General features: G+C 66.3%; 13 protein-coding genes. 8 read left to right on the top strand and 5 right to left on the bottom strand.

Features of this window, described 5'->3' with window-relative positions; genetic code table 11:
- Positions 1–2 precede the first annotated feature (2 nt).
- The 5 genes from F6Q13_RS09350 to F6Q13_RS09330 all read left to right on the top strand — a co-directional run bounded on the left by F6Q13_RS09350 (position 3) and on the right by F6Q13_RS09330 (position 4,051).
- The gene (locus F6Q13_RS09350) at positions 3–632 is read left to right on the top strand and encodes a hypothetical protein (protein ID WP_293055398.1); all 630 of its coding nucleotides are present in this window, start codon (positions 3–5) and stop codon (positions 630–632) included.
- Complete coding sequence (locus tag F6Q13_RS09345) at positions 629–1,447, top strand: slipin family protein (RefSeq protein WP_293055397.1); 819 nt, start codon at positions 629–631, stop codon at positions 1,445–1,447. The genes F6Q13_RS09350 and F6Q13_RS09345 overlap by 4 nt, the downstream gene beginning before the upstream one ends.
- Before the next feature lie 80 nt (positions 1,448–1,527).
- Positions 1,528–2,511: an NAD(P)H nitroreductase gene (locus tag F6Q13_RS09340; protein WP_293055396.1), complete on the top strand. Its 984-nt coding sequence runs from the start codon at positions 1,528–1,530 to the stop codon at positions 2,509–2,511.
- An 11-nt stretch (positions 2,512–2,522) separates the two neighbouring features.
- Positions 2,523–3,368, top strand: a complete 846-nt coding sequence (locus tag F6Q13_RS09335; RefSeq protein ID WP_293055395.1) for a universal stress protein — start codon at positions 2,523–2,525, stop codon at positions 3,366–3,368.
- Positions 3,369–3,403: 35 nt separating this feature from the next.
- Complete coding sequence (locus tag F6Q13_RS09330; RefSeq protein WP_293055394.1) at positions 3,404–4,051, top strand: response regulator transcription factor; 648 nt, start codon at positions 3,404–3,406, stop codon at positions 4,049–4,051.
- Between the two features lie 36 nt (positions 4,052–4,087).
- Here F6Q13_RS09330 and F6Q13_RS09325 read toward each other — a convergent pair whose 3' ends face one another.
- The gene (locus F6Q13_RS09325; RefSeq protein ID WP_293055392.1) at positions 4,088–5,080 is read right to left on the bottom strand and encodes an NAD(P)H nitroreductase; all 993 of its coding nucleotides are present in this window, start codon (positions 5,078–5,080) and stop codon (positions 4,088–4,090) included.
- 263 nt (positions 5,081–5,343) lie between these two features.
- On the opposite strand from F6Q13_RS09325, the gene F6Q13_RS09320 reads away from it, so the two are divergent.
- Positions 5,344–6,744, top strand: a complete 1,401-nt coding sequence (locus F6Q13_RS09320; RefSeq protein WP_293055390.1) for a wax ester/triacylglycerol synthase family O-acyltransferase — start codon at positions 5,344–5,346, stop codon at positions 6,742–6,744.
- A gap of 50 nt (positions 6,745–6,794) precedes the next feature.
- Here the strand turns inward: F6Q13_RS09320 and ppsA are convergent, their stop codons facing one another.
- The 4 genes from ppsA to pruA form a co-directional block, all read right to left on the bottom strand.
- Positions 6,795–9,212, bottom strand: a complete 2,418-nt coding sequence (ppsA, locus tag F6Q13_RS09315; RefSeq protein WP_293055388.1) for a phosphoenolpyruvate synthase — start codon at positions 9,210–9,212, stop codon at positions 6,795–6,797.
- Positions 9,209–9,970, bottom strand: a complete 762-nt coding sequence (locus tag F6Q13_RS09310) for a hypothetical protein (protein ID WP_293055386.1) — start codon at positions 9,968–9,970, stop codon at positions 9,209–9,211. Before F6Q13_RS09310 ends, ppsA begins: the two co-directional genes overlap by 4 nt.
- 248 nt (positions 9,971–10,218) lie before the next feature.
- Entirely contained in the window at positions 10,219–11,682 is a 1,464-nt protein-coding gene (locus tag F6Q13_RS09305; protein WP_293055384.1) for an aldehyde dehydrogenase family protein, read from the bottom strand.
- A 91-nt stretch (positions 11,683–11,773) separates the two neighbouring features.
- The gene (gene pruA, locus F6Q13_RS09300) at positions 11,774–13,405 is read right to left on the bottom strand and encodes an L-glutamate gamma-semialdehyde dehydrogenase (protein WP_293055382.1); all 1,632 of its coding nucleotides are present in this window, start codon (positions 13,403–13,405) and stop codon (positions 11,774–11,776) included.
- An 84-nt stretch (positions 13,406–13,489) separates the two neighbouring features.
- Between pruA and F6Q13_RS09295 the strand changes: the two genes are divergently transcribed.
- Entirely contained in the window at positions 13,490–15,073 is a 1,584-nt protein-coding gene (locus tag F6Q13_RS09295) for a helix-turn-helix domain-containing protein (RefSeq protein WP_293055380.1), read from the top strand.
- A 72-nt stretch (positions 15,074–15,145) separates the two neighbouring features.
- Positions 15,146–15,488 (top strand): DUF222 domain-containing protein (locus F6Q13_RS09290; RefSeq protein WP_293055378.1); only part of this gene is annotated, 343 nt, incomplete at its 3' end.

Here is a 15,488-nt window from a genome sequence, read left to right as displayed (position 1 = left end):
CGATGACAGCACCCGCGACGTCAGTGTGGCTGGTCGCCGGGTATGCCCTGGTTCTGGCGCTGATTGCGTGGGGCTTCGACGCCATGGCCAGACGCGTCTCCCGCCATGCGGCACGGTGGCGCACCGGAGGGTTCAGCTACCGGCCTGACCACGATGCGTGGGTGTGCCCGCAGGACCAGTGGCTGTGGCCGACGTCGTTCGACCCCCGGCACCGGGTGATGCGGTACCGGGCGCTGCCCGTGGTGTGTAACAGCTGTCCGGTGAAGTCGACGTGCACGATATCGGACCACGGCCGGGAGATCAGCCGCGAAATCGATCCGTGGCCGTACTCGGAGGCCGGCCGATTCCACCGCGGGATCGCGTGTTTCGTGTCCGCGCTCGGGGTGATCATGCCGCTGGCGATGCTGGTCGGCCAGCACACCGCGATCGACGTGCTGGTTCTCGCTGGTACCGCTGTGATCGTGGTGGCGACCGCGTGCTTGCCCCTGGCGCGGCACCTGTGGAACGCGCCGTCGAACGCACCTGAGCATCTGCCGCACCGAACCGGACTGGAAGAGCAGGTGGCAGCGGCGATCGACCGGTATTCCACGCGGTGGGGCAGCTGGACAGACAAGGAGGGTAACCCGCAGTGACCGCGCTGGTGATCGTCGTTGCGGTGACCGCAGTTGCGGTCTTCGGCGTGCTGGGGTTCTTCTCGTTGGCGGTGCTGCGCGAATACGAGCGCGGGGTGGTATTTCGGATGGGCCATCTCCGGCCGCTCTACTTGCCGGGGCTACGGTTTCTGATCCCCTTGGCGGACAAAATGATCCGGGTAGATCAGCGGGTGGTGACGCTGACAATCCCACCGCAGGAGGTGATCACCCGTGACAACGTCCCGGCCCGGGTCAACGCCGTCGTCATGTTCCAGGTCGTCGATCCGTTGAATGCCATCGTGGCCGTGGAGAACTACGCGGTGGCCACCTCCCAGATCGCCCAGACGACGCTGCGTTCGCTGCTGGGTCGCGCGGATCTGGACACGCTGCTGGCTCACCGCGAGGATCTCAATAGCGATCTCCGGACCATCATCGAAAAGCAGACCACGCCGTGGGGTGTCGAAGTGCGGGTCGTCGAGATCAAGGACGTGGAGATACCGGAGTCAATGCAACGGGCTATGGCTCGCGAGGCCGAGGCGGAACGGGAGCGCCGCGCCAAGGTCATCAATGCCCGTGGCGAGCTGCAAGCCTCCGAAGAGCTGCGTCAAGCGGCCGAAACACTGTCGAGGAACCCGGCATCACTGCAACTGCGCTACCTGCAAACGTTATTGGAGCTGGGGGCGGACCAGAACTCCACCGTGGTGTTCCCACTTCCGGTCGACATCATCACGCCGTTCTTGAAATACCCGGAAGTGTCGAAGGACACTGCGGTCTCCCCGGACGAGCTCCGCCAGGCCGGTGATAGACCGGGTTAACCCGGATCGAGGACCAACGACCCTGTCCTTTTGCGTCGCCGACGGCGAATCATGGTCTTAGATCCAGATCGGAGGTCAAGATGCCCACCACCACGGTCGGAACCGAAGTCATCAGACAAGCACTGCAGTTAGCGAGCCGAGCCCCTTCGTTGCACAACATCCAGCCGTGGAGGTGGGTGCTGACCGGCACCGGACAACTGCAGTTGTTCTTAGACCAGGATCGCGTCACAGTCTCCGACCGGTGCGGGCGGGAGGCAGTGATGGGCTGCGGCGCGATGCTCGACCACCTTCGGGTGGCAATGGCTGCCGCGGGTTGGCAGACGCAGGTCGACCGTTTCCCCGACCCCGACGATCCCAACCTGTTGGCGTCGATCGATTTCACCCCGGCGGAACAGGTGCGCGACGCTGACCGCCGCCGTGCCGCGGCCATTGCGGCCCGCCGCTCCGACCGACTGCCGCTGAACGCACCGCAAGACTGGGAAGAGCTCGAACCTGTCCTGCGCGACGCCGTCGAGGCTTACGCGGTGCATCTGGACGTGCTGCCCGACGAGGCACGTCCGGACCTGGCGAACGCATCCCAGTTCGCCGAGTCGCTGCGGCTCTACAATTCGGCCTATCACAACGAAATCGCTCGGTGGACAGCACCGTTCGAAGCTTCAGAGGGAATACCCTACAGCTCATTGATTTCGGCGGCCGAGGGTGACCGGGTCAATGTCGGACGAGTCTTCCCGGTCGCCCAACACGCTGAACGGCGTGTCGCGATCGGCGAAGACCACGCCACGGTTTTAGCTCTGTCCACCGACGCCGACAACCGCTCCGACGCGTTGGCGACCGGGGAGGCGCTTTCGGCGGTGTTGCTGGAATGCACGCTGGCCGGTCTGGCGACGTGTCCGATCAGTCACATGACCGAGGTCCGGGTCAGCCGCGAGCTCGTGAGTTCGTGGCTTCCGCGCAACGCGGTGCCACAAATTTTAGTGCGGGTCGGCAGCGCTCCAGCTGGTGAGGACGTGCCGCCACCCACACCACGGCGACCGCTCGCCGACATCTTGCACATAGCGCCGTGAGGGAACCTGGCATGCGCGTCCCGCACGCGCCACCCGTTGTGGTCGGAGTCGACGGGTCGCGCTCAGCACGCCAGGCGGCGCTGTGGGCGATCGACGAGGCGATAGATCGCGACGTCCCCCTGCAGCTGGTGTACGCGGTCGAAGCGGCCGGCGATGATCATGCCGTCACCGCCGCCGAGCACACCATCAACGACGTGATCGCCGCGGTCGAGTCCACCGGCAAACCAGTCAAGGTCGAAGCCGACGTCGTGTACGCCCGTCCGGCTGCCGCGCTGCTGACGGCGTCGCGGTCGGCGGCTTTGGTCTGCGTCGGCTCGACCGGGGTCAAGCACGCCTTGCAGGGTCGCATCGGTTCCACCGCAACCGCGCTGGCCGCGTCTGCGCATTGCCCGGTCGCAATTGTGCCGACAAGCGCCGTCGCGACGCCGCGTGCGGCCGGTTTGATCCTCGCCGCCGTAGACCAGTCACCGGCAACCAGCGCCGTTTTGGAGCTCGGTGTCCAGGAAGCGCGGCTGCGCGGCGCGGCCTTGCGTATCGTCACGATTCGGCGTCGGCCGCTTGGAGATGGCCGAGATGTCGACGCGTCGGCGGATCACGGAATCGGAGCCAAACTCGACCACCGTCTCACCCACTGGCGCAGAAACTATCCGGATCTCGACATCGAGTTGGTGACCGACCACCACGGCCTGCTCAACTATCTGGAACAGCTGCAACGCGCCGGCACGCCGATCCAACTGGTGGTGGTGGACCCGCTCCGACCGGGTCCGACGGATGTTCTGCTGGGACCCTCCGGTCGCGCCGCACTGGACGCCACCGTCGCCACGCTGCTGATTTGTGATCGACAGTGGTGGTTATGAGCCACGGAGGTTCCGATCTGCCTAGTGTGAGTGCCATGGTCAAGATTTTCTTGGTGGACGATCACGAGGTAGTGCGACGCGGCCTTATCGATCTGCTCGGCGCCGACCCGGACCTGGAGGTGGTCGGCGAAGCCGGTTCGGTCAGCGAAGCACTCGCGCGGATTCCCGCGGCCCGGCCCGATGTCGCCGTGCTCGACGTGCGGCTGCCCGACGGCAACGGGATCGAACTGTGCCGCGACCTCTTGTCGCGAATGCCGGATCTGCGCTGCCTGATGCTGACCTCGTTCAGTTCCGACGAGGCCATGCTCGACGCCATCTTGGCCGGCGCAAGCGGATATGTGGTCAAAGACATCAAAGGCCTGGAACTGGCCCGGGCCATCAAAGACGTCGGCGCCGGGCACTCGCTGCTCGACAACCGCGCTGCCGCGGCGCTGATGGCCAAACTTCGCGGCGAAGCCGAACGCCCAGATCCGCTGTCGGGGCTCACCCAGCAGGAACGCACACTGCTCGATCTCCTGGCAGAAGGACTGACGAACCGGCAGATCGCCGACCGGATGTTTCTGGCTGAAAAGACCGTGAAGAACTACGTGTCCCGGCTGCTGGCCAAGCTGGGTATGCAACGCCGGACCCAGGCGGCGGTGTTCGCCTCAAAGCTGGACCGGCCGCGGCGAGGCGATGGATGAAGCTGCGATTGCGCGCCTGCACGGCGCGTGATCGCGCTATTCGAAAGGTTCGCCGTCCAATCGGGTGACCACATCCGATAGCGGCCGGCGCGGGGTTGCCGGCAACGGCTCGGCGTCGAGGGGTGCCCAACCGGTCCTGAGCAGCATCTGCGGGTACCCGCTGTCCCCGAAGACGTCAGCCCGCACCTGTTCTCGGATCTCCGGGATCTCCAGCGGCTCGGTGATCGGGCAGCTCGCCAGCCCTGACACGGTAGCCGTCAGCAAAACAACACTGGTGGCCTCACCGGCCCGCAGCCGCGCAAGATCGTCGTCCGCCCGGGTACCCAGCGCGAGCACGAGGGCGTTGTCGAATATTGGCGGGGAACCCGATGATTCGGCCAGGACAGCGCCGGCGAACATCCGCCGGGGAATCGTCGCCGCCGGATCCAGTTTGGGAGTGTTGTGTGCCGGCACCCCGGCCACTGACGCGTACCGTCCGCTCCAGGTGGTCAATTCGTCGAGGTAATCGTAGCTGGCAGCATGCCGCTCGGCGGCCTGCGCCACCAGCATGCTCAGATGAGTGAGCCCTTCTACCGTGCGCAGCATCACTCCCGCGCGTGCAGCGCGAGCAGCCATCAAGGCAACGTCTTTGATCGGCACCGGACGTGAGCTGTAGTGACGACGATCGGTCCTGCGGTGTGGAATCGCTCTCGCGAGTGCGATATCGACTTCGTGCGCCGTATACCGGCTGAGTTCGATCGATGCGAGGTGGTCCGGTTCGGCGGGATTGGGGAACCGATTCACCTTGGCCTGCCAGCCCGACGCCGCGAACGCAACCACGCAATGATTCAGCGCTGCGCCACAGCTGATCATCATGTCTCGACCGTCTGGATCGGTGCTGTGCAGTTGCAGGCTGCGGTTGGCGTACAAGTGCAAACTGTTGTCGCCGACAACCCACCGCCACGGTTGCGTGTTGTGCACCGAAGGCGCTCGGAGTGCCAGCATCAAATTCGCGCGGATCGTCTCCGCATCCGGGAAATGTGCGCTCATGGCCGGCATCCTTCTGAACGGGGTCTGCTGGCTCCATGGTCCCGGAACCCAGTCATCCCGGCTAGAGGCCGAAGACCCTAAAGCTCTTCGGCGGCTTCCGCCGCGCCCGGGCGTCTGTCGGCAAGGCCCACAACTCAGCGTGCAGCAGCGCCCGTCGGGTGCCGGTGTGAGTGCGTCGCTCGGGCGAGTTCTCAACGCCGTTCAGCCCTGGCTGAGGACTTCCGGCCCTGCTCGTTGAGCACTAAAAGCCGGATAGTGAGTTAATGGAACGCTTGACAGCCCTAGATGCCAGTTTCTTGGAAGCCGAGGACTCTGATCCGCATGTGAGTCTGGCTATTGCGGGGGTGTCGATCGTTGCCGGACCGGTTCCACGGTACGAAGAGATAGCCGCAACAGTCGCAGAACGCATCCATTCAATTCCTCGCTACACGCAGATGTTGCGCACCCATCCGCTCGATGTGGGCGCACCGGACTGGGTACCCGACCCGCACTTCGACATCTCGCACCATCTGCGCCGCGCGGCGCTGCCCGAACCCGGCGGTGACGCTGAGCTTTTCGCACTGATTGCGACCGTCATGCAGCATCGACTCGACCGTGATCGTCCGCTCTGGGAATGCTGGATCATCGAAGGTCTCGCCGGGAACAGGTGGGCCGTCCTGCTGAAACTCCATCACTGCATCGCCGACGGTATTGCCACCACGCAGATGCTGGGGAAGCTGAGCGATGACGGTAGCGGCGACACATTCGCGAAGAATATTCGAGCCGCCAAGCAATCGGATGGAGATCTGCGTGCGCCATCTTTGAGCATCAACCCTTTGACCTGGTTAAGGGGCATGTGGCGGAACGGGATCGCCGCGGCCACCGCGGCCGAACACGCCGCAGTAGGCGTCGCCGAGCTGGCGGCGGGTCTGCTCAGCGCCCCGCCGGGTTCGTCGCTGACCGGTCCGGTGACGACGCTGCGCCGCTACAGCGCGACGAGGGTGCGGCTTGCCGAGATGGAAAAGGTCTCGCAGACCTTCGACGTGACGCTCAACGATGTGGCGCTCGCCGCCGTCACCGACAGCTACCGCAAACTTCTGCTCAACCGCGGCGAAAAGCTCCATCACGATTCGCTGCGAACCTTGGTTCCGGTGTCGGTCCGATCGATGAAGGATCTCCACTATACCGACAACCGGGTCTCGGCGATGCTGCCGCTGCTGCCCGTCGACGAGTCGGACCCGGTGAAGCAGTTGCAGCTCGTGCACGCCCGGTTGATGGCAGCAAAGGCCAGCGGTCAGCGCGAAGCAGGCAGCGCGTTCGTGGCAGCAGCTAATATGATGCCGTTTCCCTTGTCGGCGAGAATGATTCGGCTACTCACCGGGATACCGCAGCGCGCGGTCGTCGCGTTGGCGACCAACGTTCCCGGTTCGCAGCGTCGGCAGAAACTGATGGGCCGCGAGGTACAAGAAGTCCTCCCGGTACCGCCGATTGCCCTGGGTCTGCGCACCGGCATAGCGATGGTGAGTTACGCCGACACGTTCGTCTTCGGCATCACCGCCGACTACGACAGCGCCCCCGACATCGACCGACTCGCCGCAGGCATCGAGGAGGCAGTGGCGCGGCTGGTGGCGATCAGCCGAAGGCGTGCACGCAAGGACCCGCGGCCCGTACACCAACCGGCGTGACAGACCGTTATTCGCCGCGCGCCGTCAGAAGAATCCAGCCATCGGGCGAACTAACCGGACTGCTCCCCGGCCCGGGCGGCACGCCCGAGCCGCTGCTCGAGCTGCAATACCGCCTTGGTGGTCTTGAGCACGGTGTCGGGATCGAGACTCATCGAGTCGATGCCGATCTCGACGAGGAATTCGGCCATGTCGGGATAGTCGGACGGTGCCTGCCCGCACAGGCCGGAGTGGATCCCGTTGCGCCGACAGCCGTCCACGGCCAGCCGAATCATCTCCTTGACGCCTTCGTCGCGCTCGTCGAAGTCGAACGCGACGATCTCGCTGTCGCGGTCGACGCCCAGCGTGAGCTGGGTGAGATCGTTCGAGCCAATCGAGAAGCCGTCGAAATACTTGGCGAATTCGTCGATCAGCACGATGTTGTTGGGAATCTCGCACATCGCGTAAACCTTGAGGCCGTTCTCACCCCGCTGCAGGCCCAGGTCGGCCATCCGGTCCAGCACCTGCCGGGCCTCGGCGACGCGGCGCACGAACGGCACCATGAGGACGATGTTGGTGAGCCCCATCTGCTCGCGGACCCGCTTCATCGCCCGGCACTCGAGCGCGAAACCCTCGGCGTAGGCAGGATGGGCGTAACGGGAGGCTCCGCGGAAGCCGAGCATCGGGTTGTCCTCGTCGGGCTCGAAGTCGGCTCCGCCGATGAGGCTCGCGTATTCGTTGGTCTTGAAGTCCGACATGCGCACCACCACGGGCTTGGGCCAGAATGCCGCGGCGATGGTGCCGATCCCTTCGGAGAGCCGCTGCACAAAAAAGCTCGCCCCGTCGGGGTAGCCGCGGGTCAGATGGGCCAGCTGGGCACGGGCCTTGGGGTCGGTCACTTTCTCGGGATGCAGCAGCGCGAGCGGGTGGGCTTTGATCGACTCGCTGATGATGAATTCCATGCGGGCCAGGCCGACGCCGTCGTTGGGCAAAAACGAAGTCTTAAAAGCCAGATCCGGATTGCCCAGATTGATCATGATCTCGGTGGCCGGCCGTGCAAGACCGCTGATCTCGGCATGTTCGACCGTAAACGGGATCTCACCGGCGTAGACGCGCCCGGTGTCACCTTCGGCGCAGGACACCGTGACCGTCTGGCCACTGGCCAAGCGCGTGGTCGCGTCAACGGATCCCACGACGGCAGGGACCCCGAGCTCGCGGGCGATGATCGCGGCATGGCAGGTCCGCCCGCCGCGGTTGGTGACGATCGCCGCCGCGGTCTTCATCACCGGCTCCCAGTCGGGTGTGGTGGTGTCGGCAACCAGCACTTCGCCCGGCCTGAACTCCACGAGGTGGGCTAAGTCGTCGATCACGCGGGCCCGGCCCGAGGCGATCTTGTCCCCCACCGAGCGGCCCTCGACGAGCACCTCACCGGAACCCTCGAGCAGGTAACTCTCCAGTTGGGTGACCGGTCGCCGGGAGGCGACCGTCTCCGGCCGGGCCTGCACGATATAGAGCCGTCCGTCGATACCGTCTTTGGCCCACTCCATGTCCATCGGCCGGCCGTAGTGGGTCGCGATCTTGATCGCGGCGCCGGCCAACTCCAAGACGTCCTCGTCGGTGAGGCAGAAGCGCTCGCGGTCGGCCCTGGGTGTGGGGACATTGCGGGTGGTCTGCTTGGCGGAGCCTTCGGCGACGACCATCTTGACGGCTTTGTCACCGAGCAGGCGGCGCAACACAGCCCGGTGGCCCGCGGCGAAGGTGGGTTTGTGGACGTAGAACTCGTCGGGGTCGACCGCGCCCTGCACGACGTTCTCGCCGAGGCCGTAGGCGCCGGTGATCAATACCACGTCGCGAAAGCCCGATTCGGTGTCGAGGGAGAACATCACGCCCGAGGACGCGATATCCGCGCGCACCATTTTCATCACGCCGATCGACAAGGCGACCTTGAAGTGGTCGAAGCCCTGGTCGATGCGATAGTGGATGGCCCGGTCGGTGAACAGGCTCGCAAAACAGCGCCGGCAGGCGTCGAGCAGGCTCTGCTCGCCATGGACGTTGAGAAAAGTGTCCTGCTGGCCGGCGAAGCTCGCTGTGGGCAGGTCTTCGGCCGTCGCCGAGCTGCGCACCGCCAGGCTCACGTCATCGCCGTACTCGCCCTGTAACCGCCGGTACCCGGCGCACACGTCGGCTGCGACGTCGTCGGGCAGACCGGCGCCGTACACAATCTCGCGGGCCCGCTTGCCGCGGCGTGCCAAATCGGCGACGTTGCCGGGGTCGATACCCTCCAGAACGGCACGCAGCGGCTGCCAAGCCGCTGCGGCCTCCAGCATCCGGCGGTAGGCGTCGGCGGTGATGGCGAAGCCGTGCGGTACCAGCACCCCTTCGCCGGAGAGCTTGCGGTACATCTCGCCGAGCGAGGCGTTCTTGCCGCCGACCAGCGGTACATCCTCGATCCCGATCTCCTCGAAAAACCGCACGTATTTGAGCGCGTTCACGACTGCTCCTCTCGTAGCTTGTCGAGCAGGGTCGCGGCCTCGAGTCCACGCCACGTGGCCTGTAACGTCGAAATTGCCCCGTGGCGCTCGCTCAGCCCGCCGTCCGGGCGTGCGAGCAAAACCAACTGTCGTGCGACGGCGCCGAGATGGCGCAAGCGATGATCCAGCGCCTGGCCGAGCGTGAGTCCGCCCCACAGCGCCCCGACCGAGGTGGTTCGCGCAGCCGGGGCCAGCCGCAGGCCAAGCAGGTCGTCCTCGCAGCGACTCAGGAAGGTGTCCAAGAGCGGATCGGGCTGCCAGTGCGGATCTATCAGTCGGGCCAGACGCAGACCCGTCGCCGTCGTCTCCACGTCCGCACCCGGAGCAGCCCATCCTCCGTCGGTGGCACGCGCCGAATCCAGCAGCGCCACAAGGCGATCCTGTCCCGGGCCGTGCGGCGCGCCGTGCCGCAGGCCCAGCAGCTCGCACAGATGCAGCGCGTCGACGATTGTCGAACGCCAATCCCGCGGCCCGACGCAATCTCGAAGGACCTCAAGCCGGCCACGCAGCCACCGATCTGGGGAAAACTTCGGCTCCGCGGTGAGCACGTCGAGCGCGCGAAGCGCCGCCCAGCCGATTGTCAAGGTCGGGTATCCCCCGCTGTCGTCCTGAAGACTGCGGAGCCAGCCGGCGGTCTGCCCCGGCGCAGGAATATCGACGCCGAGCAACCGGAGCGACTCGAGGGCGGCCAGCGTGTCCGGCGCGTTGGGCTCCTCCACGTCCCACTGCGGTGTGCGGTAAAAGCAGTAACCCCCCGCGGGTGTGCGCCGCCCCAGTACATATCGTCCGATTGCCTGTCGGTCGAGGCACGGCCCTGGCGGTGCGTCTTGCTCCGGCGTCACCGCGGCGCCGCGCTAGGGTATTCCCGCTGCTGTCCTGCCATAAGAGTCGACGCTAGAACAGCCCGAGGCGACTCACTAGAGACCTTCGTCCCGGCAAAAGTCTCAGTACCTCCGCGGCTTCGCCGTCATGCGGGAACTCCGATGGCTTTCAGTTCCATGTACTGCCGAATTCCCCTGATCCCGCCGCCTTCCCGGCCCAGTCCGCTCTGTTTGAACCCCCCGAACGGCGCGCCGCCGGGGCTGCACCCGTTGACCGCGATCTGGCCGGTGCGCACGCGGCGTGCGACGGCCAGCGCCCGATCCGCGTCGGTGCCCCACACTGCGCCGGAAAGCCCGTATCGCGAGTTGTTCGCGATCTTTACCGCATCGTCGTCGTCACGGTAGCGCAGCACCGCCAGCACCGGACCGAACACTTCTTCCTGGGCGATCGCCATGTCGGGAGTGACCTCGGTGAGGATTGTCGGCTCGAAGTAGAAGCCGGTGTTCAGGCCCGCCGGCCGGCCTCCGCCGGTGGCGAGCTTGGCGCCGTCGTCGAGCGCGGCAGTGACGTAGGCCTGAACGCGTTGCCGCTGGGCGGCACTGATCAGCGGACCCATCTGGACTTGCGGGTCGCTCGGATCGCCGACCTTCACGTCGCGGGCAAGGGCGACCAAGCGCTCGACGACGTCGTCGTGGATCGACTCGGGAAGCAGCAGCCGGCTGTGCAGTATGCAGGCTTGCCCGGCGTGGAAAGAACAGGAATCGAACAGCATCCGCTGCAGCAACTCGTTCGACAGCGCAATGTCGTCGAGCACGATGCTGGCCGATTTTCCGCCGCATTCGAGCAAGAGCCGCTTCATGGTGGCGCCCGCCGCGGTCATCACTTCTCGGCCGACCGCCGAGCTCCCGGTGAAGCTGACCATGTCGACGCGCGGGTCGACCGTCAGCAACTTGCTCGCTTCGACACCGAAGGGGGTCACGACGTTGACTGCGCCCGGAGGGATATCGGTGTGCTCGTCGATGATGCGCGCCAGTGCGAGGCCCGCCAGCGGCGACAGGGGCGACGGCTTGAGCACGACGGTATTGCCGGCGGCCAACGCGGCACTCACCTTCAGGACATTGAGCGTATGCGGAAAATTCCATGGCGTCAGAATCGACACCACCCCGAGTGGCTCGTAACGCAGCAGTGTGCTTCCCGCGGTGCCGAATGCCTCGATCTGCTCCTCGACCGGATGACGCGCAAGTTCAGCCGCCTGCAACGCCGCGAACGCCGCGTGGTCCACGTGGACCGCGCGCTCGTTGGCGGTAGCGCCCCACTCCCGCTGCGCCAAGGCGTAGAACTCGTCGCCATGGTCGAGCAGTGCGTCGCCGAGCTGGTTGAGCCAGCGAGCCCGTTGCTCGGGGCCCGCGTCGGCCCAGGGGCCCGAGTCGAACGCAGCCCGCGCGGCCGCGATGGCTTGCTCGACTTGGGCTCGACTGGGATTCGGCGCCGAGGCGATCACCTCCTCGGTAGCCGGACAGATGTCGTCGTAGCGGCCTTCCTCGGGCTCGGTCCACGCTCCGCCGATGTAGATCGGGTAGCTCTCGATCAACGAACTCGCGACGGCCATGGTTGATCCCTTCGGACGGTACGCTGGCTCAAAGCCTGGTCTATACCCGGCGGGTCGCTGCCGTCAATCAATCCTCAGCCGGTGCCAAGGCTCACGCTTCCCGCATATGCGGATATTCGTGGCTGGTGGCCGCGACGAACGTCTCCTTGATCGAGCGTGCCGACGTCCAGCGCAGCAGGTTCAACATCGACCCGGCCTTGTCGTTGGTGCCCGACCCGCGCGAACCGCCGAACGGCTGGCGTCCCACCACCGCGCCGGTGGGCTTGTCGTTGACGTAGAAGTTGCCGGCTGCGAACCGTAGCCGCTGCGCTGCGACCAGCACCGCGTCGCGGTCGTCGGCGATCACCGCGCCGGTCAGCGCGTAGTTGGTACCGGTGTCGACGACGTCGAGGATCGCCTCGTAGGCGCTGTCGGGGTAGACGTGTACCGCCAGTAGCGGCCCGAAGTATTCGACGGAGAATGCCTCGTCCGTCGGATCGTCACCCAGCAGGACCGTCGGACGCACGAAATAGCCTTCGCTGTCGTCGTATTCGCCGCCGACCGGGATCGTGATACCGGCCGCGCCTTTGGCCCGCTCGATCGCGGTGACGTTCTTGGCGAACGCGCGCCCGTCGATCAACGCGCCGCCGAAATTGGTGAAATCGGTGATGTCGCCGTACCGCAGCCCGGCGATGGCGGCCAGCAGATCGTCACCGATGCGCTGCCACACCGATTGCGCGACGAACGCCCGCGACACCGCCGAGCACTTCTGACCCTGGTAGTCGAAGGCACCGCGAATCAGAGCCGTGGTCAACACATCCGGCTGCGCCGAGGCATGCGCGACAACGAAATCCTTGCCGCCGGTCTCCCCGACCAGCCGCGGATAGCTCTGGTAGCGGCCGATATTGGTACCCACCTGGTGCCACAAGTGCCGGAAGGTCCTCGTCGACCCGGTGAAGTGGATGCCGGCCAGCCGCGGATCGGCCAGCGCCACATCGGAAACCGCGTAGCCATCGCCGGTGACCAGGTTGATCACCCCGGGCGGCAACCCGGCGGCCTCCAGCAGTTGCATGGTCAGGTAGGCCGCCAGAGTCTGGGTGATCGACGGCTTCCACACCACGGTGTTGCCCATCAACGCCGGCGCGGTGGGCAGATTGGCGGCGATCGAGGAGAAGTTGAACGGCGTGATCGCATAGACGAATCCGTCCAGCGGCCGGTAATCGGTGCGGTTCCACTCGCCATGAGCACTGATCGGCTGCAGGGCAAGGATCTGGCGGGCAAACGCGACATTGAACCGCCAGAAGTCGATCAATTCACACGGTGCGTCGATCTCGGCCTGATAACAGGTCTTGGATTGGCCGAGCATGGTCGCCGCCGCGATGGTTTCGCGCCAGGGCCCGGCCAGCAGGTCGGCGGCCCGCAAAAAGATCGCCGCACGCTCGTCGAACGGCATCGCCGCCCAGTGCTCGCGAGCGGTCATCGCGGCATCGACGGCGGCGGCCGCATCGGCATGGGTGGCGTTGGACAACGTGCCCAGGCGGGCGGCGTGCCGGTGTGGTTGCACGACGTCGATGCGCTCACCATCACCCATCCGATGAGCGCCGCCGATCACGTGCGGAAGGTCGATCGGATGATCGGCCAACCGGGTCAGCGCGGCACGCAGCCGGGCACGTTCCGGTGACTGTGGTGCGTAGTCGTGAACCGGTTCGTTGCTGGGCAGGGGAACATCGGTGATCGCGTCCATAATCGTCAGGATCCCTGCCGGGTGGCGTCCAGTTCTTGGCTGATCGGATAAGAATCTGTGCCGCTACTAGTAGGATCAGACAATATGTGGCGGGCTGGCGTCAGGCTGGGCGAACTGCTGCTGGCCCTGGACACGACGATGGTGCGCCTGGTCGACGCGCCGCGCGGCCTCGACCTGCCGGTGGCTTCGTCCGCCTTGATCGTCTCGGACGACGTGCGGCTGGGTCTGGCGAAGGACGCGGGTTCGGCCGACGTCTACTTTTTGCTGGGACTGAGCGACGACGAGGCGCAGCGGTGGATGGCCGGCACGGCAACCGGGCCGGCACCAATCGCCGTCTTCGTCAAGGCACCGTCGGAGGAGCTGACGGCGCGGGCCGCCCAAGCCGGGATCGCGGTGGTCGCCGTCGAACCGCAAGCACGCTGGGAACGGTTGTACCGCCTGGTCAATCACGTCTTCGACCACCACAGGTCCCCGCTGGCCGATCCGCGGTACGACTCCGGCACCGACCTGTTCGGCCTTGCGCAATCGATCGCCGACCGCGTCCACGGCATGGTCAGCATCGAGGACGACCAGTCGCGCGTGCTGGCCTATTCGGCGTCCGACGCGGAGGCCGACGAATTGCGCCGGCTGTCCATCATGGGTCGCGCCGGCCCGCCCGAGCATCTGGAATGGATCAGCCGGGCGGGCATCTTCGACGCGCTGCGTGCCGGCAGCGACGTGGTGCACGTCGGGGAACGCCCGGAGTTAAAGCTACGGCCCCGGCTGGCGATCGGTATCCACCAGCCGCCCGCCGATGCCCGCCATCCACCCGTTTTCGCCGGCGTCATCTGGGTGCAGCGCGGTTCACAGCCGTTTGCCGACGACGCCGAGGAGATACTGCGGGGTGGCGCCGTGCTGGCCGCGCGCATCATGTCGCGGCTGGCCGCCCGCCCGTCCACGCACACCCTGCGGGTGCAACAGTTGCTGGGCCTGGCTGACAGCGGTCCTCTCGACGTCAGCGACATCGCCCGCGAACTCGACATTCCCCCCGGCGGCAGCGCCGCGTTGATCGGCGTGGAAAACATCGACAGGCACCCGCGATTCACCGACATAGTTGCTCTGAGCGCCAATGCTTTTCGTGCCGATGCCCAGGTCACGTCACGCGGCTCGCGCACCTACGTGCTGCTGCCGCAGGCGAAAGCCGAGTCGGCCGCGTCGTGGATCCGGGGCACGATGAACAGCCTGCGCAGCGAGCTGGGCCTGCAGTTGCGGGCCGTCATCGCCACGCCGATCGCCGGACTGGCCGCTGCGGCCGCGGCGCGCGCCGAGGTCGACCGGGTGCTCGACAGCGCGGGCCGGCATCCCGATTCGATCGGCCAGGTGATGTCGCCGGCCGAGGTGCGGACGACCGTGCTGGTCGACGAGATCGTCACCATGGTCGGCGCCGACCAGCGGCTCGTCGACCCGCGGATACCCGACCTGCGTGCCCGCCACCCCGCGCTTGCCGACACGCTGCGCGTCTACCTGGACAGCTTCGGTGACATCGCCTCCGCAGCGCAACAGCTGCACGTGCATCCCAACACCGTGCGCTATCGGATCCGCCGCCTCGAAGAGCTGCTGTGCACGTCGCTCGCCGATGCCGACGTGCGGCTGGTTTTTTCGCTCAGTCTGCGGGCTACCCAGCGCTAAGAATCGCGGGTTGTGCACAGGTGGGGTTTTTCGTCGAGCATGGTGTCGGGGGTGTGCGGTAGTGTTTCGAACATGAGTTCGATCCAGGTGGTGGCGCCGCCGGAGGTGGTGGCCGCCTTCGAGGCGCTCGACGACGCCGTGGCCGCCGTCGGCGCGCTCGACTGGGCCGCCTATGACCCGGCGGTGCGGCTGCGCGCCCTGGCACGGCTGGAAACCGCGCGGCGCCGCCAGAGCGTGACCGGTCACGACCTGATCGCCGGGCTGGCCTGCGAGGACCGCGCCGACATCGGCGGCCCGGTGCCCAAGGTCGTCGCCGACTGGCTGCGCATCAGCTGTGGCGATGCGCGCCGCCGGCTGCGCGACGCCCGCCAACTGGCCTCACCGATTACGCTCACCGGCCACGACTGCCACTATT

The sequence above is a fragment of the Mycobacterium sp. genome, from assembly GCF_008709575.1.
In the GTDB taxonomy this organism is placed as follows: Bacteria; Actinomycetota; Actinomycetes; order Mycobacteriales; family Mycobacteriaceae; genus Mycobacterium.
The sequence above is the reverse complement of the archived record's forward strand: the minus strand, read 5'-3'. Positions and strand labels throughout refer to the sequence as shown.